This is a genomic window from Pedobacter sp. Hv1 (assembly GCF_001412215.1).
GTDB lineage: Bacteria > Bacteroidota > Bacteroidia > Sphingobacteriales > Sphingobacteriaceae > Pedobacter.
Genome location: NZ_LLWP01000005.1, coordinates 55,033 through 80,845, shown reverse-complemented (window position 1 = coordinate 80,845; position 25,813 = coordinate 55,033). Strand labels below are relative to the sequence as shown.

Genomic DNA, 25,813 nt, shown 5'->3' with positions numbered 1-25,813 from the left:
AATATTTAGATTATTTACCATAATTTAATTTTACTCTATTAACTTAGTAGCACTTACTATACAACTAATACCATATATGGAATACGAAGTAATTGAAGAAGAGGGGTTTAAATTTATAGAGGCGGGCGAAGGCGAGACGTTAATATTACTTCATGGATTAATGGGCGAGTTAAGTAATTGGGAACCAGTACTTGATCACTTTAAAGCCAGTTATCACGTTGTAGTACCAATATTGCCAATTTATGAGTTGCCTATCTTAACTTTAGGTGTTAAAAGTTTATCAAAATACCTGCACCGTTTTATGAAGTTCAAAAAACTGAGTCAAGCGGTTTTAATTGGAAACTCTTTGGGTGGACATGTAGGTTTGGTTTTTACGGTAGCACATCAAGAGTTTGTAAAGGCATTGGTATTAACAGGCAGTTCTGGTTTATACGAAAATGCTTTTGGTGGTTCGTTTCCTAGAAGAGAAAGTTACGATTACATTAGAGAGAAGGTAGAATTTACATTTTATGATCCGGCAACAGCAACTAAAGAACTTGTTGACGAAGTTTTTAAATCTGTAAATGACCGCTCGAGGGTAATTCGCATTTTAGCTTTGGCAAAATCGGCCATACGCCATAATATGAATAAGGAACTGTCTAGAATAACTATTCCGGTTTCTTTAATTTGGGGTAAACAAGATAAAATTACGCCTCCAGATGTTGCTATAGAATTCCATGAGCTTTTGCCTAATTCAGAATTAAATTGGGTAGATAAATGTGGACATGCACCCATGATGGAAAGACCAACAGAATTTAATGCATATTTAGATAAATTTTTAAACAGAATTCTATTAAAATAAATGTTAGCAGGCGAACTCATATCAAATATAATTCCACCACTAAAGACTTCTGATAGTGTACAGAAAGCTTTAGATAGGATGAGTGAGTTTAAACTTTACCATTTACCAATTGTAAACGAAGCTCAGTTTTTAGGGCTGGTAGCCGAAGACGAACTGATTGAAATTAGAGATCAAGAAACACCTATTGGTGGTTTATCCCTTTCAATCTTAAATCCCTTTGTTTTCGAAAATGCACATATATATGATGTAGTGCGACTGTTTAACCAATTACAATTGTCGTTGGTGCCAGTTTTAGATATGAACAAAAATTACTTAGGTGTAGTTTCTATCCATAATCTTTTGGCCTATACGGCTGATATGTATGCCTTGAAAGAACCTGGAGGAATTATTGTTTTAGAAATTAGCAATAGAAATAATTCGTTGGCACATATGGCCCAGATTGTAGAGGCAGATAATGCACAGATTCTTTCTTCATATGTGAGCTCTTTTGCCGATTCTACAAAATTAGAAGTGACCTTAAAGATCAATAAAACAGAACTATCGAGTATCATTGCCTCTTTTGAGCGTTACAACTACGAAGTTAAAGCTGTTTTTAACAATTCACAAAACGATGATGGTTCAGCAGATCGATTCAATTCTTTCATGAACTATTTAAACGTATAAAGCCTACATGAGAATAGCAATCTACGGTAGAGATTTTAATGATAGTGTTTTGCCTTTTGTACAAGAAGTGTTCGATGCATTGGCCCAACAACAAGTTACGATCTTGGTTTATCTAAAGTTTTACAACTTTATCAAACCTAAGGTGAAGCTGCCTGCAAATGTCATCACATTTTCTACCCATAAAGAACTATTAACCGAAGTTGATGTGTTATTAAGTTTGGGAGGCGATGGCACACTATTAGATACTTTATCTTTAATTCGCGATTCTCAAATTCCAGTAATAGGGATCAATTTTGGCCGATTAGGCTTTTTGGCCAGTATCAACAAAACCGAAATTAAAACAGCAATTGAAGCTTTGGTAAAAGGCGAATATTCTTTAGATAAAAGAAGCATTTTAAACTTCGAATCGCAGAACTCCTTATTTGGAGATGAGAATTTTGCCTTGAACGATATCACTATCCACAGAAGAGATAACTCTGCGATGATGATCATTCATGCCTATATGAATGGAGAATTTATCAATTCTTATTGGGCAGATGGATTGATTATTGCCACTCCAACAGGTTCAACGGCTTACTCATTAAGTTGCGGAGGACCAATTATATTGCCCAACGCACAAAATTTTGTCATTACACCAATTGCACCACATAATTTAAATGTGAGACCAATTATTGTTCCCGACGATGTGAAGTTGACTTTTGAAATTGAGGCAAGAAGCACCAAATTTTTGGTTTCTTGCGATTCGAGAACGGAAACGGTAGACCGGTCTGTTAAAATCAACATCAATAAAGCCAGTTTTAATGTTAATCTACTTCGCCTTAACAATGAAAGTTATTTAACTACGTTAAGGAATAAATTACTTTGGGGTATAGATACCCGTAACTATTAAAATGCGATACAAAAAACTAGTTTTATCCTTTCTTTTATTTTTCTGCCTGTTTTCAACTGCTTTTGCGCAAAGAGCCGAAATAGGCATTGATCTTGGAGGTGCAGGATACATGGGTGATCTTAATGTAAACAATCCGATAAAAATTAGTGGTATTGCTGCTGGTGCATTTGCTCGGATTAACTTCGATCCATATTGGGGGCTTGGTTTACATTTTACCCATGGTCAAATCAAGGCTAACGATTTAACTTCATCGAATGCAGAGTTTAGAAACAATAGACAGCTCAATTTTTATACCTCAATTAATGAAATCAGCTTTATCGGAAATTTCAACTTTTTCGATATCTATTCTCCGATCAGCAAACGCAGGTTTTCTCCATATATCTTTGCTGGGATAGGCGGTTTCCTTTATGAGCCCAAAAGAAAAGCAACTACGGGTGGGGGCGATGTAACCTTAAGGTTGTATAGAACAGAGGGCCCAGAAAACCTTTATCGCAACTATGCCATTACCATGCCTTTTGGTGCAGGGGCAAAATATAAATTAACAGACAATTTAACGGCATTTTCTCAAATTGGTTATCGGGTAGCTTTTACAGACTACCTAGATGATGTGAGCGGAGTTTATCCCTCGAAAAACTCTTGGAATGGAGATCCGCCCAATGAAAGAGCGCAAAGTATGTTTCTATCAGACCCTACAGGATTACGTAATGCAGGAGAACAAAGAGGCGATTTTAGAAAAAGAGATACCTACATGTTTGTAAGTATTGGGATATCTTATACCTTTGTGAGCCAAAAATGCTTTACTTTTTAAAGCGTTGCTTAAAATATTAATGGGATTTAAAGAACAAATAGACATTACACGCTTACCAGAGCACATCGCAATTATTATGGATGGCAATGGCAGATGGGCTAAAAATCAAGGTAAATTTCGGGTTTTTGGTCACGAGAGTGGCGTACTTTCTGTAAAAGATATTGTAGAAGGTTGTGTAGATATTGGGATAAAATATTTAACCGTTTATGCCTTTTCTACAGAAAATTGGAACAGACCTATTGAAGAAGTAAATGCTTTAATGGAACTGTTAATTTCGACCATTAACCAAGAAGCAGAAACACTGAACAAGAATAACGTAAGATTAAACGCCATTGGCGATTTAAAATCTTTACCTCAAAAATGCATTGATGATTTGGCTAATGTGATGGAAATTACTAGCAAAAACACCAAATGCACCTTAACATTGGCCTTAAGTTACAGCGCCAAATGGGAAATATTGGAAGCTGCCAAAAGGCTGGCCCAACAAGTACAAGCAGAAGAAATTACATTAGAAGAAATTAATGAAGATGCTTTTGCTGCCCAACTCACAACTGCTCAGATGCCAGATCCAGAGTTAATGATCCGCACCAGTGGCGAGCACAGAGTAAGTAATTTCCTCTTGTGGCAAATTGCTTATACCGAATTGTATTTTACCGAAACTTTATGGCCAGACTTTAGAAGAGAAGATCTTTTTGAAGCCATTGTAGATTACCAAAAACGCGAACGTCGCTTTGGAAAAATTAGTGAACAACTGAACTAATTTTACTTTTAACACTTTTTAACAGGTGTTTAAATTAACTTAGCAACGTTTTTTAAATTGTAAATGAAAAGAATATACCAACTTATATTTCTGCTGTTAATTGGCTTGCCAACAATAGCTCAGATTCGTCAGCAGCCTGCTACAGCAAGCTTAAAAGTAAACGGCTTAGACCTAGATTATTTTAGTCCAAAAGAATATGTAATTGGTGGAACAACTTTAACCGGTACCAAATACCTTGATAAAGAAACAATTATCATTTTATCTAAATTAACAAAAGGGGAAAGAGTAACCCTACCAGGTGAGGTAACTGCAAGTGCAATTAAAAACCTTTGGGCACAGGGTTTGTTTGATGATGTACAATTAAACGTGTCAAAATTGGTAGGTGATACGGTGTTTTTTGATATTGAAGTGGTAGAACGTCCACGTTTAACTTCTTTTGATATTACAGGTATTAGCAAATCACAAAAAACAGACCTCAACGAAAAATTAGCTGATAAAGCAGGGAAAACAATTGTAAACGACAACTTATATAATACTACTAGTGCTATTGTTAGAAAATACCTTTTAGATAAAGGATATTTCTTCACCAAAATCGATTACGTATCAAAACCAGATCCTAACGGCGAGAACAACGTGATCTTGCAAGTGAATATCAACAAAGGGAAACGTGTAAAAGTACACGAGATCAACTTTGAAGGAAACAAAGACTTCAGATCTTCAAAACTGAGAAAATACCTTAAAAAGACTAAACAGCAGGCTTTTTATAAAATTTTTGGTAGTGGTAAATTCAGCAAAGAAAAATACGAAGAAGATAAACTGAAACTTGTAGCCAAAATGCAAGAAAAGGGCTATAGAGATGCTGCTGTATTAAAAGATAGCATTTATCAATATAGTGATAAGGCCATTGGCATTAAATTGAAGGTGCACGAAGGCCCTAAATATTACTTTGGTAATGTAACCTGGGTTGGGAATGCAAAATATGATACACAAACTTTAAAAAAGATCTTCGGGATAGAAAAAGGAGAGATCTTTAGCGAAGAGAAATTAGAGGCAAAATTACGTGGAAGTGCAAATGGAGATGATGTATCAAGTCTTTACCTAAATGATGGGTATTTGACATTTAATATTGATCCCATCCAAACCAAAATCCAAAACGATACCGTTGATATAGAAATGCGTATTTACGAAGGTCCTCAATATACAAACAACAAAATCAGTATCGTGGGTAACACCATTACCAATGATCGTGTTGTATTGCGTGAGGTACGTACCAAGCCAGGAGAGAAATTCTCTAAAGCCGATTTGATTAGAACAGTGCGTGAAATTGGTCAATTAGGAAATTTTGATGAATCGAAAACAAATCCTATTCCTAAACCTAACACAGCAGATGGTACAGTAGATATTGAATACCATGTGGAAGAAAAGCCTTCAGATCAAATTGAGCTATCAGGTGGTTTTGGTGGTGGCCGTGTAATTGGTACATTAGGATTAACCTTTAATAACTTCTCGTTAAGAAACATATTTAATGGTAATGCTTATAAACCATTGCCAAAAGGCGATGGACAAAAACTAAGCTTACGTGGACAGACCAATGGTAAATATTACCAATCATATAGCTTCTCTTTCTCTGAGCCATGGTTTGGTGGTAAAAAACCTGTAAGTTTTGGTGTAAGTGCATTTACCTCTTTGCAATCTAATGGTTTGGCATTGTCTGATGCAAATGCATACAAAATTCGTTTAAATGGAGTTTCATTTAGTTTAGGTAGAAAACTAAAATGGCCAGATAACTGGTTCTCATTAGTTCACTCTATTAACTTGAACCAGTATATCTTAAATAACTACCAAGGTTATTTATTTAAAACAGGTACCTCTTACAACTTAAACTTAACACAAGAAATTGCAAGAGACTCAAGAAACCATAATATTTTCCCAACTGGTGGTTCGTACATTAAGTTTACCATACAGGCAACACCACCTTACTCATTGCTAAATAATGTAAACTATGCAATAGCTTCAGATAAACAACGTTATAGGTTTACTGAGTACCATAAGTGGAAATTTGAATCGCAGTGGTTCCAAACAGTAACGGGTAAATTGGTATTAAAAGCGCAAGCACAATTTGGTTTCTTAGGTTCATATAATAAAGCCGTAGGTCAATCTGCTTTCGAACGTTTTAAATTAGGTGGTGATGGTATGCAGGGATTTGATTTCTTACAAGGTTCTGAATTGATTGCAATGCGTGGTTACTCTAACAACTCTGTTGTTCCGGTAGGTGCTAATATCAATAATGCGCAAACTTCTGGTAGCCCAATTTTCACCAAATATGTTCTTGAATTAAGATATCCAGTAATCAACTCACAACAAGCAACAGCGTTTGTAACTGCATTTGCCGAAGGTGGTAATACTTGGAATAAGTTTAGCGATTACAATCCGTTTAACGTAAGACGTTCATTAGGTATTGGCGCAAAAATATTTTTACCGATATTTGGTTTGTTAGGCATTGATTATGGTTACGGATTTGATAAAATACCAGGTATTCCAGATGCCAATAAAGGTCAATTCCACTTTAGTATTGCACAACAACTCGGAGGATTTAATTAACTTTATAGCATTAAAAAACAATGTTAGGTCAATGAAAAAATATATATTAGCTAGCTTTTTGCTCTTAATTGGATTAGGTGCATCAGCACAAAAATTTGCTTATGTTGATACAGAATATATCTTAAAGCATTTGCCAGAGTACAAATCATCATTAACACAAATAGATGGAATGTCTCAACAATACCAAAAACAAATTGATGATAGCTTTTCTGAAATAGATAAAATGTATAAAGCTTATCAAGCAGATCAAGTATTGTTAACAGACGATATGCGTAAACGTAGAGAAAACGATATCATTGAAAAAGAAAGAAAAGCAAAAGAATTGCAACGTTTAAAATTTGGACCAGAAGGAGAACTTTTCCAAATGCGTACCAAGTTGTTAAAACCAATACAAGAGAAAATAGCAACAACTATTGCAGAAACTGCAAAAGGTAAATTCATTGATTTTGTGTTTGATAAAAGTAGTGAATCTACAATGATGATTTACGCAAGTAGCAATTATGACATTAGTAATGATGTGATTATTAAATTGGGTTATAAACCTGGTACACTTGTTAAATAAAACAAAATAGAGAGTAAAATATAAAACAATTATTAAGTAAATAGAAAAATGAGAAAGTTAATTAACGTATTTTTTGTTGCAGCAGGATTAATGCTAATAACAAATGTTGCCAATGCTCAACAAAAATTCGGTCATTTAAATACCGATGAAATTTATGCAACTATGCCAGAAGCAAAAACGGCACAGACTGCACTAGAAACATTTGCAAAAAAATTGCAAGGTGATCTAGAAAAAATGAGTCAAGAATTGGCTACAAAATACAAAGCAGCGCAAGACAAACAAAAAACATTAAGTGAAGCCAACAAAGATGTAGTAGGCAAAGAATTGCAAGCAGCAGAAATTGAATTACAAGATCTTCAAAAAAGAATTCAAGATGCGCAAACTAAAGGTAACGAAGCTGTAGAAGCTAAAAGAAACGAATTGTTTCCTCCAGTTGGTCAAAAATTAAGTGGTGCAGTGAATGCAGTAGCTAAAGAAAAAGGATTGGCTTATGTTTTTGATATCTCTGGATCTCAAGGTTTCAATAACTTACTTTATTTTGATGGTGGCGAAGATATTACTGCTGCGGTTAAAACTAAATTGGGTATCTCTGCAACCACTCCAGCTCCTGCTGCAAAACCAGGTGCAGGTGCTGCTAAGCCTAAACAATAATTAGATAAATAATTAATATCTTGCGGAATTAAGTGTTCAACTTAATTCCGCTTTTTTTTGCAATGAATAATCAATTTTCAATAGGTGTTTTCGATTCTGGCTTTGGCGGTTTAACGGTATTTAAATCTATCACCGAAAAACTTCCACAGTACGATTATATTTATTTAGGCGATAATGCCCGTTCTCCTTATGGCGATCATTCTTTTGAAACCGTCTATCAATATACTTTAGAATGTGTAGAATGGTTGTTTGAGAAAGGTTGCCCTTTGGTTATTTTAGCCTGTAATACGGCCTCTGCTAAAGCATTAAGGAATATTCAGCAATTAGATCTGCCCAAAAAATATCCTAACCATAGGGTGTTGGGTGTAATTAGGCCTACGGCCGAAATTATTGGCAATTATACCCAAACTCAACAAGTAGGTGTAATGGGTACCAGAGGTACGGTAAATTCAAACTCCTATCCCATAGAAATCAACCACTTTTTTCCAGAGGTAAAGGTGCATCAGCAGAGTTGTCCAATGTGGGTGCCTATTATTGAAAATGGAGAGCATGAAAATGAAGGGGCAGATTATTTTGTAAACAAATATCTTCAAGAACTTCTTCAGCAATCGGCAGAGATAGATTGTATTTTACTGGCTTGTACACATTATCCATTGCTCATTCCAAAAATTGAACAATACCTGCCTAAAAATATCCAGTTGTTGGCGCAGGGCGATATTGTTGCAAATAGTTTAGTCGATTATCTGAAAAGACATCCTGAGATGGAAGGACAGTTGGCCAAAAACTCGAAAAGAGCTTTTTACACTTCTGGAGATGTGACTACTTTTGATGCACATGCCTCCGTATTTTTAGGGCAAGAGCTCAATTCTTCCAAAATGTAACAACGCTAGAGTTGATATCTAGCGCTATCTATTGTTGCAAACCTATTAGACTTAAGTGGTTACAGCTATTTAAAACCATCATTAACAAGGCATTTATCAAGTTATGGTAATTTGATGATAAAACTTGCATTTTCTGTTAGGTAGTAGTGAGATAAAACGGTAAATTTGCGGCTCAATCATAATCAATGAGTGATCAGATCAAACACGAATGCGGGATAGCCTTTATCCGATTGTTAAAACCTCTGTCATATTACCAAGAAAAATACGGTACTGCACTTTACGGCCTCAACAAATTGTATTTGTTGATGGAAAAGCAGCACAACCGTGGACAGGACGGTGCAGGTATTGCAACCATTAAATTAGACATGAAACCAGGTAGCCGCTACATTAGCCGTTACCGTTCTATGGCTCAGAATGCGGTTGCAGATATTTTTGGATATGTACAAAACAAGTTTGTAGATATTCAGAATGAAACGCCAGAGTTAATGAAAGATACCGAATTCCTAAAACAAAACGTAAGCTTTATCGGCGAGGTTTTATTAGGGCATTTGCGTTATGGTACCCACGGTAAAAATAGCATCGAAAATTGCCACCCTTTCTTACGCCAAAATAACTGGATGACGAGAAACTTGGTAATTGCGGGTAATTTTAACATGACTAATGTTGATGAGCTGTTAGAGCAATTGTACGAGCTTGGTCAACATCCAAAGGAAAAAGCAGATACGGTTACTGTTTTGGAAAAAATTGGTCACTTTTTAGATGATGAAAATCAAGAGTTATTTGATACCTACAAAAAAGAAGGATTAAATAATGTCGATATCACCCATAAAATTTCTGACAACTTAAACATTGCAAACATTCTTCGCCGTTCTGCAAAAAATTGGGATGGTGGTTATACCATTTCTGGTATTGTAGGTAATGGAGATGCATTTGTACTTCGCGATCCTTCAGGCATTCGTCCGGCATTTTATTATGCAGATGATGAGATTGTAGTTGCCGCATCAGAAAGACCAGCTATCCAAACTGCTTTCAACGTACAGATCAAACAAGTTAAAGAGATTGAACCAGGCCACGCTTTAATTGTTAAAAAAGATGGTACGGTAACTCAAGAAATGTACCGCGAGCCAACAGAGAAAAGAGCATGTTCTTTTGAACGAATCTATTTTTCTAGAGGTAGCGACGCAGATATTTATAAAGAACGTAAAAAACTTGGTCACTTATTAATTCCGCAGGTTTTATCTGCTGTAAATAAAGATTTAAAGAATACTGTTTTTTCATTTATTCCTAATACTGCCGAAGTTTCATTTTATGGAATGGTTGAAGGTTTGCATCAACACGTACGTGAAGTGCAGAAAGATACTTTGCTTAACCGTAAGGAAAAGTTAAGTGATGAAGAACTGGACGAATTGCTTTCGATGTCGCCTAGAGTAGAAAAACTAGCGATTAAAGATGTAAAACTGCGTACCTTTATTACACAAGATGCCGATAGGGGCGAAATGGTAGCCCACGTTTACGATACCACTTATGGTGTAATTAAAAACCATACCGATACCTTAATTGCAGTGGATGATTCTATTGTTCGTGGAACAACATTGAAACAAAGTATCATTAAGATTATTGACAGGTTACATCCTAAAAAAATCATTATCGTTTCTTCTGCACCTCAAATTCGTTATCCAGATTGTTATGGTATCGATATGTCTAAAATGGGACAATTTGTGGCTTTTGATGCAGCCGTTCAGTTGCTAAAAGAAAGAGGCTTGGAGCACATTATAGAAGAAGTTTACCAAAAATGTAAAGCTTCTCTATTACTGCCAAAAGAAGAAATTGTTAACCATGTGAAAGAGATTTACAAACCATTTAAACAACAAGAAATCTCAGATCAGATTGCAAAAATTATTACACCAGCTGGCACGAAGGCAGAAGTTGAGGTCATTTATCAAACTTTAGATAACCTGCACTTGGCCTGCCCAGATCATACAGGCGATTGGTATTTCTCTGGAAACTACCCAACCCCAGGTGGCAATAAAGTAGTAAATAAAGCTTTTGTAAACTGGAAAGAAGGAAATAACCAAAGAGCTTACTAAGTAGGTTTTTTCTGTCCAACAATATTTATTGGATATAACAAAGGGGTGAAGACTTAAGTTTTCACCCCTTTTATATTTTAAGAAAAAAAAGACTAATAAAATTGGTGATAGGTTTTATAGATCAACCAGATGGCGAAAGCAATAATAATTACGCCTGCAATCTTATTCAGCTTCTTGAGGGCGTCTTCTTTAATCCGATAGCGCAATTTGCTAGAATAATAACTTTTTAATCCGTCTATGGTTAATTGGGTAGCCATGGCAATGAAAAAGCAAAAGAGTTTTTCATCCAATGAATTGAGCTTTGCAGAGATGATCCCACTTACAATGATCCAAAACATCAAGGTAGAAGGAGTTAAAATACACATCAGAAAACCTTTGAGCAGATAGCCTCTTTTGCTCACTTTGATAATGGCATTCTCTTCGTATTTGATAGACACTTTCGAGTAGAGGTAATAGACGCCCACGGCAAAGAGAAATAAGCCTCCAATAATGCCTACATATTTATCAAAACTTTCTTGATAAACTAAAAATTGACTTCCATAAAGTACCAGTCCAATTAAAACAACATCGCTGATAATGACGCCAACTGCTAATGAAAAACCGGCCTTAAATCCTTTCTCAATACTGGTCTTTATCATTGCAAAAAAAACAGGACCAGTTAAAAATGAGGAAATTAGCCCAGCGCCCATACCCAATAAAATCGCTTCAAACATTAGCCTATCATATATTTTATGCTAATATGCGATTTTTAAAGCTAAAATCTGAGCTTTTTTGTTTCGAATTTTGATTAGAATTCATTCCAACATTAATTATAATATGATGTTAACATATTCAAAACAATTCTTTTCAATTGTGTATAAATTACACTTTAGTAAGCAATAAATTTTATTTATGTTTAACAAACTAAATATTAAATAGCCTAAACCTTAAACTCTAAATCCAAAAATGGAACAACAAACACAAACCAAATGGGGGCAGTTTATTCCCTTAGTTACGGTATTCTTCTTTTGGGGATTCGTAGCTGCAAGTAATGACATCCTCATCCCTGTATTTAAAGAGGCATTTCATTTAACTCAAAGTGAAAGCCAATTGGTATCTATTGCATTTTATGTAGCCTATACTGTAGGTTCATTAATCTATATGGGCATATCATTATTAATGGGAAAAGATCTAATTAATAAAATTGGTTATAAAAATGGATTAGCCTTAGGTTTGGTAGTTTCTGCAGTGGGTACTTTATTGTTTTATCCAGCAGCTAATTCCGGATCGTTTCCATTAATGTTGTCTGGTTTATTTATTGTTGCTTTAGGCTTTTCGCTCCAACAAACGGTAGCAAACCCATTGGCAATTGCTTTAGGACCTATCAGTACGGGTTCGCAACGTTTAACCTTAGCTGGTGGTATCAATAACTTCGGTACAACCATTGGCCCGCTGATTGTGAGTTTTGCCATTTTTGGTGCAAGCACAAGCAGCACCGGAAGCATTAGTATTGAGAGTGTTAAAATTCCTTATTTAATCTTAGGAGCAGCCTTTTTATTGGTTGCCATTTTCTTAAAGTTATCTCCGCTACCAGATCGACCAGCATTGGTTGAGGCATCGGCCGAAGATGATAAGCCATCAAGTGCATGGACAGCTTTAAAATACCCACAATTGGTATTGGGTATGATCGCCATCTTTGTGTATGTGGGTGTTGAAGTTTCTACTGCAAGTAATTTACCAGCCTACATGGAAAAAGATCTAGGTTTTGCGATTAAAGATGTTGCGCCTTATATTTCGTTGTATTGGGCCAGTATGATGATTGGTAGATGGACAGGTGCGGTTGAAGCATTTACAGATAAGATTAACCTACAAAAAATATTAAGATGGGTAGCTCCATATTTAGCTTTTGCCATCTTTTTGGGTGTAAATGCCATTGCAAAACATGATTTAGCACCATTTTATATCTATGCCCTGATCATTTTGGTATTAATTATTGCCGATGTAATGAGTAAAGGTAATCCTGCCAGAATGTTGTTGATCTTCTCTGGTATCGGTATTTTGGCATTAATGATTGGAATGTTTACCACTGGAATGGTAAGTGTATATGCCTTTACAAGTGTAGGTTTGTTCTGTAGTACATTATGGCCTTGTATCTTTACTTTAGCAGTAAGCGGATTAGGTAAAAATACAAGTCAAGGTAGTAGTTTCTTGATCATGATGATCATGGGTGGTGGTATCATCAGCTGGATCCAAGGTTATGTTTCTGAATTTACAGGCATCCAATACAGTTATATCATAGGTATTTTGTGTTTTGCCTACCTAGCTTATTATGCTTGGAAAGTAAGCGGAATACTTAGAAAACAAGGAATTAATTTTGATACCAAAGTATCTGGTGGTCATTAATTAAAATAACATTTCAAAAGCCTTCCTTTTTTAAAGGGAGGCTTTTTTGTGTATAGACATTTTTTTAGTAGTGGTTCAAACAATATTTATTTTGCATATTTAGCAACTGAAAATAAAACCAAACTCAATGACTGAATCAACACCTAACCAAAAAAGCAGCTTTTTTCGCCAAATGGCAATCATTAGCATGCTGTTTTTTGTTTTCGGATTTGTAACCTGGCTCAATGGTACACTGATCCCATTCCTTCAAATTGCTTGCGATTTAAAAGAAACCCAAGCACTATTAGTCACATTTGCCTTTTACATGGCTTATTTCTTTTTGGCAATTCCATCATCGGCCATCCTTAAAAAAACAGGGTTTAAAAATGGAATGGCGCTTGGCTTGTTTGTAATGGCTCTTGGGTCTTTAATTTTTATCCCAGCCGCACAACAACGTGCTTTTGGTTTATTTTTAACAGGTTTATTTGTGCAAGGTGCAGGCTTAGCTTTATTGCAAACAGCTTCAAATCCTTATGCGGCAATTATTGGCCCCATAGAAAGTGCCGCACAACGCATCAGTATTCTAGGGATCTGTAATAAAATTGCAGGTGCCATCAGTCCTTTAATCTTAAGTGCCATTGTATTAAAAAATGCAACAGCCATTGAAGAAAAGATCAAGGTAGCTGTCTCAGAAGCAGATAAAATACAATTGTTAGACGAGTTGGCAAGCAAAGTAATTACGCCTTATGTAATTATGGCTGTGGTATTGATGGTGTTAGCTTTCTTAATAAAAAAATCATCACTTCCAGAAATTGATACAGATAAAGAAGATGAAGGATCTGGAGCTGAAACTGCACATAAATCTTCAGTATTAAGTCATCCGCATTTGGTATTGGGTGTTATTTGTTTATTCTTATATGTTGGTGTAGAAGTAATGGCAGGAGATGTAATTGGTAATTATGGAAGAGCAATGGGCATGAGCCTAGATACCACCAAATATTTTACCACTTTCACGTTGATCTCCATGTTGGTGGGTTATGTGATAGGTATTTTTGCCATTCCTAAATACATTAGTCAGCAAACAAGTTTAAAACTAGCCGCAATATTGGGTCTGGTATTTACTTTAGGGGCTTATTTTACAGAAGGCTATACTGCGGTAACTTTTATTGCCTTGTTAGGGTTGGCCAATGCGCCAATGTGGCCGGCTATATTTCCTTTAGCCATTAATAAACTGGGTAGATTTACTAAAATTGGTTCGGCCTTATTGGTAATGGGTATTGCAGGTGGAGCTATTTTGCCACAAATCTATGCGCAATTGAAATCACAATTTGGTATGGCCAATAACCTTGCTTTTTTAATATGTATGCTGCCATGTTATGCTTATATTTTGTATTATGCCATGGCAGGTTATAAAGCAGGACTAAAAAAATAATGAAACCATCTTTTAATAAAATTTTCATGAATCTGGCTTCAGATTTAGCTGGTCGTTCGCATTGCGTACGTGCACATGTTGGTGCCGTATTGACAAAAGATACCCGTATCATCTCCATTGGTTACAATGGCCCTCCAGCGGGTACACACAATTGCGATGAAGAATGGCCAGAAGTGGGCTGTGCAAGAGATAGTAAGGGAAGCTGTTCGTTGGCTTTACATGCAGAAGAGAATGCGATTTTATATGCCATTAAAAACGGATCTAAAATTGAAGGCTCAACATTGTATACCACACTCTCACCCTGTATTGCCTGTGCCAGATTAATTCTGTCGTCGGGGATTAAAAAAGTCTATTTTAAGGATTCTTATGCGGCTTATAAAGGTTTGGCAAGTGATGAAGGGGTAGATTTTTTAGTGCGCTTTGGCGTGAAGGTTTTACAGCATGGTGGCGAGTAGGAAATGGGGAATGGGGAATAGGAAATAGCTTGTCAGTTCATTGGTTCATTTGTGAATAGTAAATGGGGAATAGGAAATAGAGAATAGTAAATAGTTCAATAGTTCATTGGTAAGTAGGAAATGGTTTTTGTAAATAATTAATGGCAGAAGCTATTTCCTCCTTCGACTTCGGACTCTTGACTTTGAACTTCAGAGTTTCAACTTTGTTCATTGCACATCTCATATCAAATAGCTATCTTTGCCCATGCTAGAAAAAATCATCATTCTCGATTTTGGTTCGCAGTTTACACAGCTTATTGCCCGTCGCGTTCGCGAACTTAATGTTTACTGCGAAATCCATCCATTTAATCACATTCCCGAATTAGATTCAACTGTAAAAGGAATTATTTTATCAGGTAGTCCTTATTCTGTTCGTCAGGAAGATGCGCCTTATGTAGACTTAGGCTTGTTTAAAGCTTATCCACTATTGGCGGTTTGTTATGGTGCACAATTTATTGCACAACAAAGTGGGGGAGATGTGCAAGCATCGTCAACTAGAGAGTATGGTAGAGCAAACCTGAACTTTGTAAATAACGCAAATCCATTATTTAAAGGAATCAATATCGATTCTCAAGTATGGATGAGCCACGGAGATACCATTACCCAAGTGCCAAGCAACTTTGAAATTATTGCCAGCACGGCAGAAGTTAAAGTAGCAGGGTACCAAGTTAAAGATACCAATACCTATGCCATTCAGTTTCACCCAGAAGTAACACACAGTACAGATGGTAAGCAATTATTGCAGAACTTTTTGGTAGACATTTGTAACTGTGCTCAAGATTGGACTGCTGATGCATTTGTAGAAACGACTATTGCTGCCCTAAAAGAAAAATTAGGTAACGATAAAGTGGTTTTAGGCCTATCAGGTGGTGTAGATTCGAGCGTTGCAGCTATTCTATTGCATAAAGCAATTGGTGCAAACCTACATTGTATTTTTGTAGACAATGGTTTGTTGAGAAAAGATGAGTTTGAAAGCGTTTTAGAGCAATACAAACACATGGGCTTAAACATTAGAGGTGTTGATGCCAAAGAACGTTTCTTAAGCCAATTAGCAGGCGTTAAAGACCCTGAGTTGAAACGTAAAGCCATTGGTAGGGTTTTTATCGAAGTTTTTGATGATGCTGCCCACGATGTTAAAGATGTAGTGTGGTTGGCTCAAGGTACCATCTACCCTGATATTATTGAATCGGTTTCTGTTAAAGGACCATCGGCAACGATTAAGTCGCACCATAACGTTGGTGGTTTACCAGATTTTATGAAGCTTAAAATCGTAGAACCACTAAATACCTTATTTAAAGATGAAGTAAGAAGAGTAGGCAAATCTTTAGGTATTGAAGGATTTATTTTAGGTCGCCACCCTTTTCCTGGTCCAGGTTTGGCCATCAGAATTTTGGGCGATGTAACACCAGAGAAAGTAGCCATTTTACAAGAGGCAGATGCCATTTATATCAATAACCTAAAAGAAGCTGGTTTATACGATCAAGTATGGCAAGCTGGCGCTATTTTCCTTCCAGTTCAATCTGTAGGGGTAATGGGCGATGAGCGTACCTACGAAAATGTAATCTGCTTACGTGCAGTAGAATCTGTAGATGGAATGACTGCAGACTGGTGCCATTTACCTTATAACGTGCTCGCAAAAATTTCTAATGAAATTATCAATAAAGTAAAAGGAATTAACCGAGTTGTGTATGATATCAGTTCAAAACCACCAGCAACTATTGAGTGGGAATAAATATTGGATAATTGCTTGCTTGATAGGTTTTTTTGCTAGTTGTAGCCCAAAGGTGGTTCCGCCAGTAAATAAACCTGTTAAGGAAGTGAAAAAAGAAACCAAAGAAGAAAAACCTGCCAAGAGATTTACCGAAGCAGGAATTTCTTTGTTAGTTCCTTTTAAATTAAACCAACTTAATTTAAATACGGCCAATAAAGCACAATTAGAACGTGCAGATATGGCCATCGATTTTTATCAAGGCGTAAAATTGGGGATAGACTCTGCCGCAAGTTTTGGCTTGAATTTTAAACTCAATGTATTTGATAGCAAAGATGAGAATAGCCAATTAGCGGTGCTATTTAAAAAGGAAGCGTTAAAGAACAGTAACTTAATTATTGGTCCGGTTTTTCCTGATGGTGTGAAGTACATGACCAATTATGCTATTGAAAACAATTTGACCATTGTGTCGCCTTTAGCGGCATCAAAACCCAGCGATTTCGATAATCCTAATTTGATCTCTGTAGTTAATAACATTGATCAACATGCCATTAAAATAGCCGATTATATTGCCCAACACTACCAAAGCAATAATGCAATTGTGGTGTTGATCAATCCACGGAAAGCTACCGATGAGCAATTTGCTGCGCCTTTAAGAGCTCGATTTAAGCAAAATCATCCTGCTTTCATTGTGCAAGAGTTTACCTCTACGTATGCCTTTGAAACCAGAATGATCAAGGGTAAAAAGTATGCCTTGGTGATCTGTTCGTCGGAAACAGGTTTTGTAATCCCTAGCATAGATAAAATATTTAAGCTTAAAAATCTAAAAACTGGCGGGTATGACATTAGTCTTTTCGGACATCCGAATTGGATGAAACAAAACTATAATGTAGATCAATTGCAAGATCTTAATACCATTATAAGTACTTCTTATAGGATTGACTATAAAAGCCAAGCTGTAATTAACTTTATTAAAAAATACCGATCGGAGTTTAATTTTGAGCCTAGCGAATACTCTTTCAAAGGTTTTGATATTGGTTTTTATTTTGGCAAATTGCTAGCTAAACATGGCGAAAAATACCTTGATTATTTAACCAAGGATAAATACAAGGGGCTGCATAATTCTTTTGATTTTGGATTCGACCCCAAATACGGCTATTTTAACAAAGATTTAATGCTGTTGCAGTATAAAAACCTTACCTTAAATCTAGTTGATTAATTAAAAATTTAAATTCCCTTTAAGGCTGAGGTATGAGAGTAGAACACCAGATCCGTGCGTTTGAACAATTATTTGCAAGTTACAATGGCGTTTTGCCTTTGCATAGGCATTTGGTTGGTTATTTTAAGCAACACAAACAAATGGGGTCTTCTGATCGGAGATGGGCTACAAGATACATCTATAGCTTTTTTAGATTAGGAAAGGCACTTGCTAAATTAGATCCTTTAAAAAGATTGGCTATAGCTGATTTTTTATGTAATGATACTTCAAGCTTGATTGTTGCACAATACCTACCAGATCTAGTTGAAAAAATTGGTCTCCCAGCCCAAGAAAAAATAGACCTGATTAAGAAAGCTTTTCCAGCTTTTAAATTGGAAGATGTTTTTTCGTTCAGTGCGCCGCTTTCTGAAAGTATCAATGCCACAGATTTTTACAGTGCTTCTTTTAGTCAACCCGATTTATTTATCAGGGTAAAATCAACTCATATCCAAGCGGTAATTAATCAATTGCAAGCCAATAATGTAACTGTTAAAGAAGTCTCAGATACGACTTTAGCCTTGCCTAATGGAACAAAATTGGAGCAAGTCATCAACGATCCTAGGCTGTATCAGGTACAAGATCTATCTTCTCAAAAAACTGGCGCTTATTTTAAACCGAACAAATACGATTATTGGTGGGACTGTTGTGCTGCATCTGGCGGAAAATCGCTGTTGTTACATGACTTAGAGCCAAATATAGAATTGCTGGTAAGCGATGTAAGGGAAAATAGCCTGATGAATTTGCAGGAGCGTTTCCAGTTGGCTGGAATTAAGAAATACCATCAGAAAGTGATTGATCTCTTGCAGAATAATGATCAGATTTTGCACCATTATGAGTTTGATGGCATTTTATTGGATGCACCATGTTCAGGTTCTGGTACATGGGGACGTACGCCTGAAATGTTATATTACTTCGAGAAACATAAAATAGAGAATTATGTCAAACTGCAAAAGGCCATTGCCCAAAATGTAGTGAAATACCTTAAAAAAGATAAACCATTAATTTATATGACCTGTTCTGTATTTAAAGCAGAAAATGAGGATGTAGTAGCTTATTTGACCTCAAATTTCGACTTGAAGTTAGAAAAAATGGAATTGATTAAAGGTTACGGTGATAAGGCAGACAGCATGTTTGTAGCCCGTTTAATTAAGCAAAGTGGGGCTAATGATGAAGCCAATGCCTAATCTTCTCTTTCAAATGCCTAATGGCTTCGAAGAGAATGGCGAGTACGCCAATAATTAAAGTAAATTGCTCAAAATTGTTCATAACAAAGCTTTACTAACTATAAGACCAATTTACTTAAAAATTGTTACAAATCCTAATTAATAGGTAGTTAAAGCAAGCAAAAATGTAGTAAGAACAGCTTTTTAAAAACTAAGCTTACAAGCCTGTGTTTGTGCGGAATAGTTTAATGGCAATTGCTAATAAGATAATCCCAAAGGCCTTTCTTAAAATGTTCAATCCGGTTTTACCGAAAAGCTTTTCTAAACGATTTGTATTTTTCAATACAAAATAAACAAACAGCATATTTAAAATAATACCCACAATGATGTTTTGTGTGGCGTATTCTGTTTTTAGAGACAGTAAGGTGGTCATGGTGCCAGCACCCGCAATTAAAGGAAAGGCTAAGGGAACAATTGAAACTGTTTCTGGCGCTTCATCCCTAAATAAGGTAAGCCCTAAAACCATTTCCATGGCTATGGCGAAAATTACAAATGAGCCTGCTATGGCAAAAGAAGCCACATCAACCCCAATTACACCCAAAAGTGTTTTACCTGCAAAAAGAAAGATAATCATGAGTGCAGTAGCTACAATGGCCGCCTTTTCTGATTGGATATGACCCGCTTTTTTGCGTAATTCAATTACAATAGGTATAGAACCTAAAATATCAATAATGGCAAATAATACCATTGTAGTAGAGAGAATTTGGCTAAAACTGAATTCCATAGCGTGTAATTTAAAATGATACCGCAAAGGTAAGAGTTTCAATGTGATAATAGATGAATTGTATGTAAACAAAAAAGCCGCCAGTTTCTAAACTGACGGCTTCTTAAAATATGTAATTAACTATTTTGGTTCAACATTATTTGCCGTAGCAATTTTATAACCATATATAATCAAGTGGAGTACAGCAAAGCCTAATGAGAAATAATATAGGCCAAAATCAGCTTGTACAGTTGCATCAAGTGCAGTTGCTTCTAAAGATAAGTGGTGGTGTAAAATGGCAACCACAATTAATAAAGCTGCCAATGCCAAACCAATGTATGATACGGTTTTGGTGCTTTTTACCATCGTAGCTTTTACATTATCAGAAAGTAAACTGTTTCTAATTCCGTAGAATAGATAAACGTTAATACCGATAATCATCCATACCAATAAACGAACCCAAGTATCAAGTGGCAAGAACACCATCATACCCAAACAAACCAATACGCCCAAAATTGGGATTAAAGGTACCAAAGGCACTTTAAATGCTCTAGGCAAGTCTGGCATGCGTTTTCTTAAGATCATGATACCAATACACACCAAAATGAAGGCGAATAATGTTCCAATACTGGTCATCTCGCCCACTACACGTGCAGGTACAAATGCAGCAAATAAACTTACAAACACCATAAACAATAAATTGCTTTTTGCTGGTGTGCTGTATTTTGAGTGTACGCTTGAGAATACTTTAGGCAATAAACCATCTTTACTCATAGAGAAGAATACTCTTGATTGGCCCATTAACATTACCAAAATTACAGAAGCATAACCACCTAAAATAGCTAAGATAATGGCTTTATTTAACCAAGGATAAGCAGGAGCTACAATGCCAGTAGTAGCATCTTTAAGACCCATGTTATCAATTGCTACAGCAACTGGAGCAATACCATCTTGACCTTTAAATAATTCATAATTTGCAACACCTGTCATTACGTGGGCAAATAAGATATATAGAATAGTACAGATAAATAGCGAAACTAAGATACCAATTGGCATATCTTTCTTAGGGTTTTTTGCTTCCTGCGCAGCAGTAGAAACAGCATCAAAACCAATGTAAGCAAAGAAAACAATACCAGCAGCTCTAATGATACCAGAAATACCGTACTCGCCAAATTTACCTGTGTTGTTAGGGATATATGGAGTGTAGTTTTCTGAATTGATATATTTCCATCCCAAGAAGATGAAAATCATTACAATTACCACTTTAACAGCTACAATGATACCGTTGATTACGGCAGATTCTTTAGTGCCTTTAATTAAAATCAACGACATTAACACTACAATAAATACAGCAGGTAAGTTAAACATACCCGATACAATTGTTCCATCGGCTAAAGTTGCAGTGTCGAATGGAGACATTACTACTTGGGCAGGGAGGTGGATGTCGAAGTATTGAAGAAACTTGACTAGGTATCGACTCCAGCTAATGGAAACTGTGGCCGCACCAACTGCGTATTCCAATACCAAATCCCAGCCAATAATCCAGGCAACAAATTCGCCCATGGTGGCATAAGAATAAGTATAGGCACTACCAGCAACAGGAATCATGGATGCAAACTCTGCATAGCATAAGCCAGCAAAAGCACAACCAACAGCTGCGATAATGAATGAAATTGTGATAGCAGGTCCGGCATTGTTTGCTGCCGCAGAGCCTGTAATAGAGAATAAACCAGCACCAATAATGGCACCAATACCCAAAGCTACCAGATTTACTGGGCCAAGGGTTCTCTTCAGTGTACCTTCTCCGCTCTCTTCTGCTTCCTTTGTAAGTAAGTCAATCGACTTTCTAAAATTCATAGTTTAAGGTTTAGTTTAAATGTTTCGATAAGTTTTGGAATTTATTAAAATATACAAGTTCAAACCTAATTAAAAATAATGTAAAAATAAAGGGGATTTTTGCTCAAAACCCCCTTTATTTAGTAACATTTATGATTTAACTAACGTTTAATAACAACGTCAATTTTATTTGCAACAATCTATGTTTTTATTGTTGTTGATTTTTTCTTCCAAGTACCGAGTTTTTCTTTCCGTAGAAGAAGTAGATGGCAACCCCAAGTGCCATCCAAATTGCTAACCTAACCCAAGCTTCAATAGGTAGAGAATACATTAAGTAAAAACATACAATGATACCTAAAATGGGTACAAATGGTACAAATGGAGTTTTAAAAGGACGATCTCTGTTAGGATCTGTTTTGCGTAAAATCATTACACCAATACAAACCAATGAGAAGGCAAGTAAGGTACCAATAGACACCATGTGACCTAAATCTGTAACCGGAACAAAACCTGCAAATAAACTTACGAATACCATGAAGAATAAGTTGGTTTTCCATGGCGTTCTGTATTTAGCATGGATGCTACCAAAAAACTTAGGAAGTAAGCCATCTTTAGACATGGTATAGAATACTCTTGATTGTCCCATTAACATCACTAGAATTACTGAGGTATAACCTGCTAAAATAGCGATGATCAATCCCATTTGTAACCAGCCATATCCTGTTACCTTAAATGCTGTAGCTGCAGGAGAAGCATCACCTTTAAAGATTTCGAAAGGTACTAGGCCAGTCATTACATGTGCAAATAGAACATATAATATTGTACACACCGCTAAAGATCCTAAGATCCCAATTGGCATCCCTTTTTGTGGGTTTTTAGCTTCTTGAGCTGCAGTAGAAACGGCATCGAAACCAATAAATGCAAAGAATACTAGCGCTGCACCAGATGCAATACCAGAAATACCAAATTCGCCATAAACACCTGTGTTGGCAGGGATATATGGAGTGTGGTTTGCAGGATTGATAAATTTCCATCCTAAAGCGATGAACAATATAACAACAGCCACTTTGATCACTACCAAGAAATTATTAAGGTTTGCAGACTCTTTTGTTCCACGTAGCAACAATAAAGAAAGCAACGAAACAATAACGATGGCAGGTAAATTGATACCTCCACCATCAACTTCTGCAAATGATTTTGTTAAATAAAGTGGCATCTCTACACCAAATTCGTGTAGTAATTTATTAAAATATCCAGACCAGGATACGCCCACTGTGGCTGCCCCTAGGGCATATTCTAAAACCAAATCCCATCCAATAATCCAGGCCATAAACTCGCCCATAGTAGCGTAAGAATAAGTGTAAGCACTACCTGCTACTGGGATCATAGATGCAAATTCAGCATAACACAATCCAGCAAAAGCACAACCTACAGCGGCTAATACAAATGATAGTGTTACTGCGGGTCCAGCGTGGTCGGCAGCAGCGATACCAGTTAATGAGAATAAACCGGCGCCAATAATTGCTCCGATCCCTAAAGCAACAAGACTTTTGTTGTTTAAGGTGCGTTTAAGGGTGCCTTCGCCACTTTCTGCTGATTCGGCAAGAAGTACATCAATAGGCTTTTTTAAATTCATAAATTAATTAAGTTAGTTGGTTAGTGTATCTGTAGATTTTTTAATACCCCAAACCTAAAAAAAATATCTACAATTGAAAAAGGGATTTTTTGCAAAATCCCTTTTATTTAGTAACATTTATGATTTAACTAACGTTTAATAACGGTGTCAATCTCATTTTTGATGGTGTCGACCTTTTCATTACCTAAAGAATCAACAGTTTTTTGAATGCGAACCTCTTTGATCACCTCGGTTGCAGGTTTCATATCAGTTGCGCTAATGGCAATATATGGTGCAATTACCAATGAAACGATAGACATCAACTTGATCAAAATATTCATTGAAGGACCTGAAGTATCTTTGAATGGATCACCGACAGTATCGCCAGTTACAGAAGCTTTGTGTGGTTCTGATTTTTTGTAATACATTTCTCCATTAATTTCTACACCTTTTTCGAATGATTTTTTAGCATTGTCCCATGCACCACCTGCGTTAGATTGGAAAATACCCATTAATACACCAGATACAGTAACACCAGCTAATAAACCACCCAATACCTCTGGACCAAAAACAAAACCTACAATTACAGGTGTAATTAGCGCGATGGCTCCAGGTAACATCATTTCGCGGATAGAAGCTTTAGTAGAGATTGCTACACATTTTTCATATTCAGGTTTAGCTTTGTATTCCATAATTCCAGGAATTTCGCGGAACTGGCGACGAACTTCTTGAACCATATCCATTGCTGCTTTACCTACTGCTTGAATACAAAGTGCAGAAAATACAAAAGGGATCATTCCACCTACAAATAGACCTGCCAAAACTGGTGCTTTGTAGATATCGATAGCAGAAATACCTGCAATACCTACAAATGCTGCAAATAAAGCCAATGAAGTTAAGGCTGCAGAGGCAATGGCAAATCCTTTACCAGTAGCCGCAGTTGTATTTCCTACAGCATCTAAATTATCTGTACGTTCACGAACTTCTGGAGGTAATTGGCTCATTTCTGCAATACCACCTGCATTATCGGCAATAGGACCAAAAGCATCAATAGCTAACTGCATGGCTGTGGTAGCCATCATACCTGCTGCTGCAATGGCAACACCATATAGACCTGCAAAGTAATAAGAAGCCATAATTCCTCCAGCCAAAACCAAGATTGGAATAACTGTCGATTTCATCCCTACTGATAAACCAGCAATGATGTTGGTAGCATGACCTGTTGAAGATTGTTGAATGATTGAATTAACGGGGCCTTTTCCCATTGCGGTATAATATTCGGTAACAATACTCATAATGGTACCTACCACTAAACCTACAATAATGGCATAAAATACATTCATGCTCGAAAACTCATAACCACGAAGGCTTAGCGTTTCTGGCAACATCCATTTCACAATAAAGAAAGAAGAAATAGCTGTAATTACAATTGACGACCAGTTACCTAGGTTCAATGCATTTTGCACATTAGATTTCTCATCTTTAATGGTTACAAACCATGTTCCGATAATAGAGAAGATAATTCCCAAACCACAAATCACCATTGGTAATAAGATTGGAGACATTCCGCCAAATTTATCAGTTACACTAATTTCTTGACCTAAAACCATGGTTGCCAAGATTGTTGCTACGTAAGAACCAAATAAATCGGCACCCATACCTGCAACATCACCCACGTTATCACCTACGTTATCTGCAATGGTTGCAGGGTTACGTACATCATCTTCTGGGATACCTGCTTCAACCTTACCAACTAAATCTGCACCAACATCGGCAGCTTTGGTATAGATACCGCCACCTACACGTGCAAATAAAGCAATAGATTCGGCACCTAAAGAAAATCCGGTCAGTACTTCAATAGCTGTTTTCATGTTAATTACACTTACAGCACCATCTGCACCAATTACCTTAAAATAAGAAAGGAAAACGATAAATAATCCACCTAAACCTAATACAGCTAAACCTGCAACACCTAGGCCCATTACTGTTCCGCCAGTAAAACTTACTTTTAAAGCTTGTTTTAAGCTGGTTCTTGCAGCTTGTGTAGTACGTACGTTTGCTTTTGTTGCTGCTTTCATGCCAATATATCCAGCAAGTGCTGAGAAAAAGGCGCCAATAACAAAGGCAATGGAAATGATCCAACTTGAGTGGATTGCTTTACCATTAATTTCGTGAATTGTTCCTGAATAGGCCAATAAGGCTGCTGCAAAAACAGCAAAAATACTGAGTACTTTCCATTCTGCTTTTAAAAAGGCCATAGCACCATCGGCAATATAGCCTGCAAGCTGCTGCATATTAGCATCACCTGCATCTTGTTTGTTTACCCACGCACTTTTCACAGCCATAACCAGAATACCGATTAGGCCCAATAGAGGGATGGAATAGATTAAATTGTCTTGTAGAAAATCCATAGTTTAATTTTATGTTTTTGGTTGTTTAG

Annotated in this window: 21 protein-coding genes; 16 read left to right on the top strand and 5 right to left on the bottom strand. The window is 36.4% G+C overall.

Features of this window, described 5'->3' with window-relative positions:
* Nucleotides 1–76 precede the first annotated feature (76 nt).
* The 10 genes from AQF98_RS11915 (at nucleotide 77) to AQF98_RS11870 (ending at nucleotide 10,743) form a co-directional block, all read left to right on the top strand.
* Nucleotides 77–841: an alpha/beta fold hydrolase gene (locus AQF98_RS11915; RefSeq protein ID WP_055132192.1), complete on the top strand. Its 765-nt coding sequence runs from the start codon at nucleotides 77–79 to the stop codon at nucleotides 839–841.
* Nucleotides 842–1,504: a CBS domain-containing protein gene (locus AQF98_RS11910; protein ID WP_055132191.1), complete on the top strand. Its 663-nt coding sequence runs from the start codon at nucleotides 842–844 to the stop codon at nucleotides 1,502–1,504. It abuts the gene before it with no gap.
* Nucleotides 1,505–1,511: 7 nt separating this feature from the next.
* Complete coding sequence (locus tag AQF98_RS11905) at nucleotides 1,512–2,393, top strand: NAD kinase (RefSeq protein ID WP_055132190.1); 882 nt, start codon at nucleotides 1,512–1,514, stop codon at nucleotides 2,391–2,393.
* Between the two features lies 1 nt (nucleotide 2,394).
* A complete protein-coding gene (locus AQF98_RS11900; protein WP_055132189.1) occupies nucleotides 2,395–3,201 on the top strand; it encodes a DUF6089 family protein in 807 nt (268 codons plus the stop codon).
* A gap of 19 nt (nucleotides 3,202–3,220) precedes the next feature.
* Entirely contained in the window at nucleotides 3,221–3,961 is a 741-nt protein-coding gene (locus tag AQF98_RS11895; RefSeq protein ID WP_055132188.1) for an isoprenyl transferase, read from the top strand.
* Between the two features lie 63 nt (nucleotides 3,962–4,024).
* A complete protein-coding gene (gene bamA / locus AQF98_RS11890) occupies nucleotides 4,025–6,562 on the top strand; it encodes an outer membrane protein assembly factor BamA (RefSeq protein WP_055132187.1) in 2,538 nt (845 codons plus the stop codon).
* Between the two features lie 31 nt (nucleotides 6,563–6,593).
* Nucleotides 6,594–7,124 carry an OmpH family outer membrane protein gene (locus AQF98_RS11885; RefSeq protein WP_055132186.1) on the top strand — a complete coding sequence of 177 codons (531 nt, stop codon included), beginning with the start codon at nucleotides 6,594–6,596 and terminating at the stop codon, nucleotides 7,122–7,124.
* A 48-nt stretch (nucleotides 7,125–7,172) separates the two neighbouring features.
* The gene (locus tag AQF98_RS11880; protein WP_055132185.1) at nucleotides 7,173–7,775 is read left to right on the top strand and encodes an OmpH family outer membrane protein; all 603 of its coding nucleotides are present in this window, start codon (nucleotides 7,173–7,175) and stop codon (nucleotides 7,773–7,775) included.
* A 62-nt stretch (nucleotides 7,776–7,837) separates the two neighbouring features.
* Nucleotides 7,838–8,656, top strand: a complete 819-nt coding sequence (murI, locus tag AQF98_RS11875) for a glutamate racemase (protein ID WP_055132184.1) — start codon at nucleotides 7,838–7,840, stop codon at nucleotides 8,654–8,656.
* Between the two features lie 185 nt (nucleotides 8,657–8,841).
* Nucleotides 8,842–10,743, top strand: coding sequence for a class II glutamine amidotransferase (locus tag AQF98_RS11870; RefSeq protein WP_055132183.1), 1,902 nt, complete (start codon nucleotides 8,842–8,844; stop codon nucleotides 10,741–10,743).
* A 92-nt stretch (nucleotides 10,744–10,835) separates the two neighbouring features.
* Here AQF98_RS11870 and AQF98_RS11865 read toward each other — a convergent pair whose 3' ends face one another.
* Nucleotides 10,836–11,456, bottom strand: a complete 621-nt coding sequence (locus AQF98_RS11865) for a LysE family translocator (protein WP_055132182.1) — start codon at nucleotides 11,454–11,456, stop codon at nucleotides 10,836–10,838.
* A 232-nt stretch (nucleotides 11,457–11,688) separates the two neighbouring features.
* Between AQF98_RS11865 and AQF98_RS11860 the strand changes: the two genes are divergently transcribed.
* The 6 genes from AQF98_RS11860 (at nucleotide 11,689) to AQF98_RS11835 (ending at nucleotide 19,180) form a co-directional block, all read left to right on the top strand.
* The gene (locus AQF98_RS11860) at nucleotides 11,689–13,125 is read left to right on the top strand and encodes an MFS transporter (RefSeq protein ID WP_055132181.1); all 1,437 of its coding nucleotides are present in this window, start codon (nucleotides 11,689–11,691) and stop codon (nucleotides 13,123–13,125) included.
* Nucleotides 13,126–13,252: 127 nt separating this feature from the next.
* Nucleotides 13,253–14,536, top strand: coding sequence for a sugar MFS transporter (locus AQF98_RS11855; protein ID WP_055132180.1), 1,284 nt, complete (start codon nucleotides 13,253–13,255; stop codon nucleotides 14,534–14,536).
* Nucleotides 14,536–14,991: a dCMP deaminase family protein gene (locus AQF98_RS11850; RefSeq protein WP_235524221.1), complete on the top strand. Its 456-nt coding sequence runs from the start codon at nucleotides 14,536–14,538 to the stop codon at nucleotides 14,989–14,991. The genes AQF98_RS11855 and AQF98_RS11850 overlap by 1 nt, the downstream gene beginning before the upstream one ends.
* Before the next feature lie 244 nt (nucleotides 14,992–15,235).
* Nucleotides 15,236–16,762, top strand: a complete 1,527-nt coding sequence (gene guaA, locus AQF98_RS11845) for a glutamine-hydrolyzing GMP synthase (RefSeq protein WP_055132179.1) — start codon at nucleotides 15,236–15,238, stop codon at nucleotides 16,760–16,762.
* Complete coding sequence (locus AQF98_RS11840) at nucleotides 16,719–17,957, top strand: ABC transporter substrate-binding protein (protein WP_055132178.1); 1,239 nt, start codon at nucleotides 16,719–16,721, stop codon at nucleotides 17,955–17,957. The genes guaA and AQF98_RS11840 overlap by 44 nt, the downstream gene beginning before the upstream one ends.
* Nucleotides 17,958–17,989: 32 nt before the next feature.
* Nucleotides 17,990–19,180, top strand: a complete 1,191-nt coding sequence (locus AQF98_RS11835) for an RNA methyltransferase (RefSeq protein WP_055132177.1) — start codon at nucleotides 17,990–17,992, stop codon at nucleotides 19,178–19,180.
* Between the two features lie 196 nt (nucleotides 19,181–19,376).
* On the opposite strand, the gene AQF98_RS11830 is transcribed toward AQF98_RS11835, so the two are convergent.
* The 4 genes from AQF98_RS11830 to AQF98_RS11815 all read right to left on the bottom strand — a co-directional run bounded on the left by AQF98_RS11830 (nucleotide 19,377) and on the right by AQF98_RS11815 (nucleotide 25,784).
* Nucleotides 19,377–19,943, bottom strand: coding sequence for a MarC family protein (locus AQF98_RS11830; protein ID WP_055132176.1), 567 nt, complete (start codon nucleotides 19,941–19,943; stop codon nucleotides 19,377–19,379).
* 120 nt (nucleotides 19,944–20,063) lie between these two features.
* A complete protein-coding gene (locus AQF98_RS11825) occupies nucleotides 20,064–21,779 on the bottom strand; it encodes an amino acid permease (RefSeq protein WP_055132175.1) in 1,716 nt (571 codons plus the stop codon).
* A 187-nt stretch (nucleotides 21,780–21,966) separates the two neighbouring features.
* Nucleotides 21,967–23,394 carry an amino acid permease gene (locus AQF98_RS11820; RefSeq protein ID WP_055132174.1) on the bottom strand — a complete coding sequence of 476 codons (1,428 nt, stop codon included), beginning with the start codon at nucleotides 23,392–23,394 and terminating at the stop codon, nucleotides 21,967–21,969.
* A 128-nt stretch (nucleotides 23,395–23,522) separates the two neighbouring features.
* The gene (locus tag AQF98_RS11815) at nucleotides 23,523–25,784 is read right to left on the bottom strand and encodes a sodium-translocating pyrophosphatase (protein WP_055132173.1); all 2,262 of its coding nucleotides are present in this window, start codon (nucleotides 25,782–25,784) and stop codon (nucleotides 23,523–23,525) included.
* Nucleotides 25,785–25,813: the final 29 nt, after the last annotated feature.

What these genes read in the sequence shown, in the direction of transcription:
- AQF98_RS11915 (WP_055132192.1), top strand. Translation starts at nt 77, where the DNA reads ATGGAATACGAAGTAATTGAAGAAGAGGGGTTTAAATTTATAGAGGCG.
- AQF98_RS11910 (WP_055132191.1), top strand. Translation starts at nt 842, where the DNA reads ATGTTAGCAGGCGAACTCATATCAAATATAATTCCACCACTAAAGACT.
- AQF98_RS11905 (WP_055132190.1), top strand. Translation starts at nt 1,512, where the DNA reads ATGAGAATAGCAATCTACGGTAGAGATTTTAATGATAGTGTTTTGCCT.
- AQF98_RS11900 (WP_055132189.1), top strand. Translation starts at nt 2,395, where the DNA reads ATGCGATACAAAAAACTAGTTTTATCCTTTCTTTTATTTTTCTGCCTG.
- AQF98_RS11895 (WP_055132188.1), top strand. Translation starts at nt 3,221, where the DNA reads ATGGGATTTAAAGAACAAATAGACATTACACGCTTACCAGAGCACATC.
- bamA (WP_055132187.1), top strand. Translation starts at nt 4,025, where the DNA reads ATGAAAAGAATATACCAACTTATATTTCTGCTGTTAATTGGCTTGCCA.
- AQF98_RS11885 (WP_055132186.1), top strand. Translation starts at nt 6,594, where the DNA reads ATGAAAAAATATATATTAGCTAGCTTTTTGCTCTTAATTGGATTAGGT.
- AQF98_RS11880 (WP_055132185.1), top strand. Translation starts at nt 7,173, where the DNA reads ATGAGAAAGTTAATTAACGTATTTTTTGTTGCAGCAGGATTAATGCTA.
- murI (WP_055132184.1), top strand. Translation starts at nt 7,838, where the DNA reads ATGAATAATCAATTTTCAATAGGTGTTTTCGATTCTGGCTTTGGCGGT.
- AQF98_RS11870 (WP_055132183.1), top strand. Translation starts at nt 8,842, where the DNA reads ATGAGTGATCAGATCAAACACGAATGCGGGATAGCCTTTATCCGATTG.
- AQF98_RS11865 (WP_055132182.1), bottom strand. Translation starts at nt 11,456, where the DNA reads ATGTTTGAAGCGATTTTATTGGGTATGGGCGCTGGGCTAATTTCCTCA.
- AQF98_RS11860 (WP_055132181.1), top strand. Translation starts at nt 11,689, where the DNA reads ATGGAACAACAAACACAAACCAAATGGGGGCAGTTTATTCCCTTAGTT.
- AQF98_RS11855 (WP_055132180.1), top strand. Translation starts at nt 13,253, where the DNA reads ATGACTGAATCAACACCTAACCAAAAAAGCAGCTTTTTTCGCCAAATG.
- AQF98_RS11850 (WP_235524221.1), top strand. Translation starts at nt 14,536, where the DNA reads ATGAAACCATCTTTTAATAAAATTTTCATGAATCTGGCTTCAGATTTA.
- guaA (WP_055132179.1), top strand. Translation starts at nt 15,236, where the DNA reads ATGCTAGAAAAAATCATCATTCTCGATTTTGGTTCGCAGTTTACACAG.
- AQF98_RS11840 (WP_055132178.1), top strand. Translation starts at nt 16,719, where the DNA reads ATGATATCAGTTCAAAACCACCAGCAACTATTGAGTGGGAATAAATAT.
- AQF98_RS11835 (WP_055132177.1), top strand. Translation starts at nt 17,990, where the DNA reads ATGAGAGTAGAACACCAGATCCGTGCGTTTGAACAATTATTTGCAAGT.
- AQF98_RS11830 (WP_055132176.1), bottom strand. Translation starts at nt 19,943, where the DNA reads ATGGAATTCAGTTTTAGCCAAATTCTCTCTACTACAATGGTATTATTT.
- AQF98_RS11825 (WP_055132175.1), bottom strand. Translation starts at nt 21,779, where the DNA reads ATGAATTTTAGAAAGTCGATTGACTTACTTACAAAGGAAGCAGAAGAG.
- AQF98_RS11820 (WP_055132174.1), bottom strand. Translation starts at nt 23,394, where the DNA reads ATGAATTTAAAAAAGCCTATTGATGTACTTCTTGCCGAATCAGCAGAA.
- AQF98_RS11815 (WP_055132173.1), bottom strand. Translation starts at nt 25,784, where the DNA reads ATGGATTTTCTACAAGACAATTTAATCTATTCCATCCCTCTATTGGGC.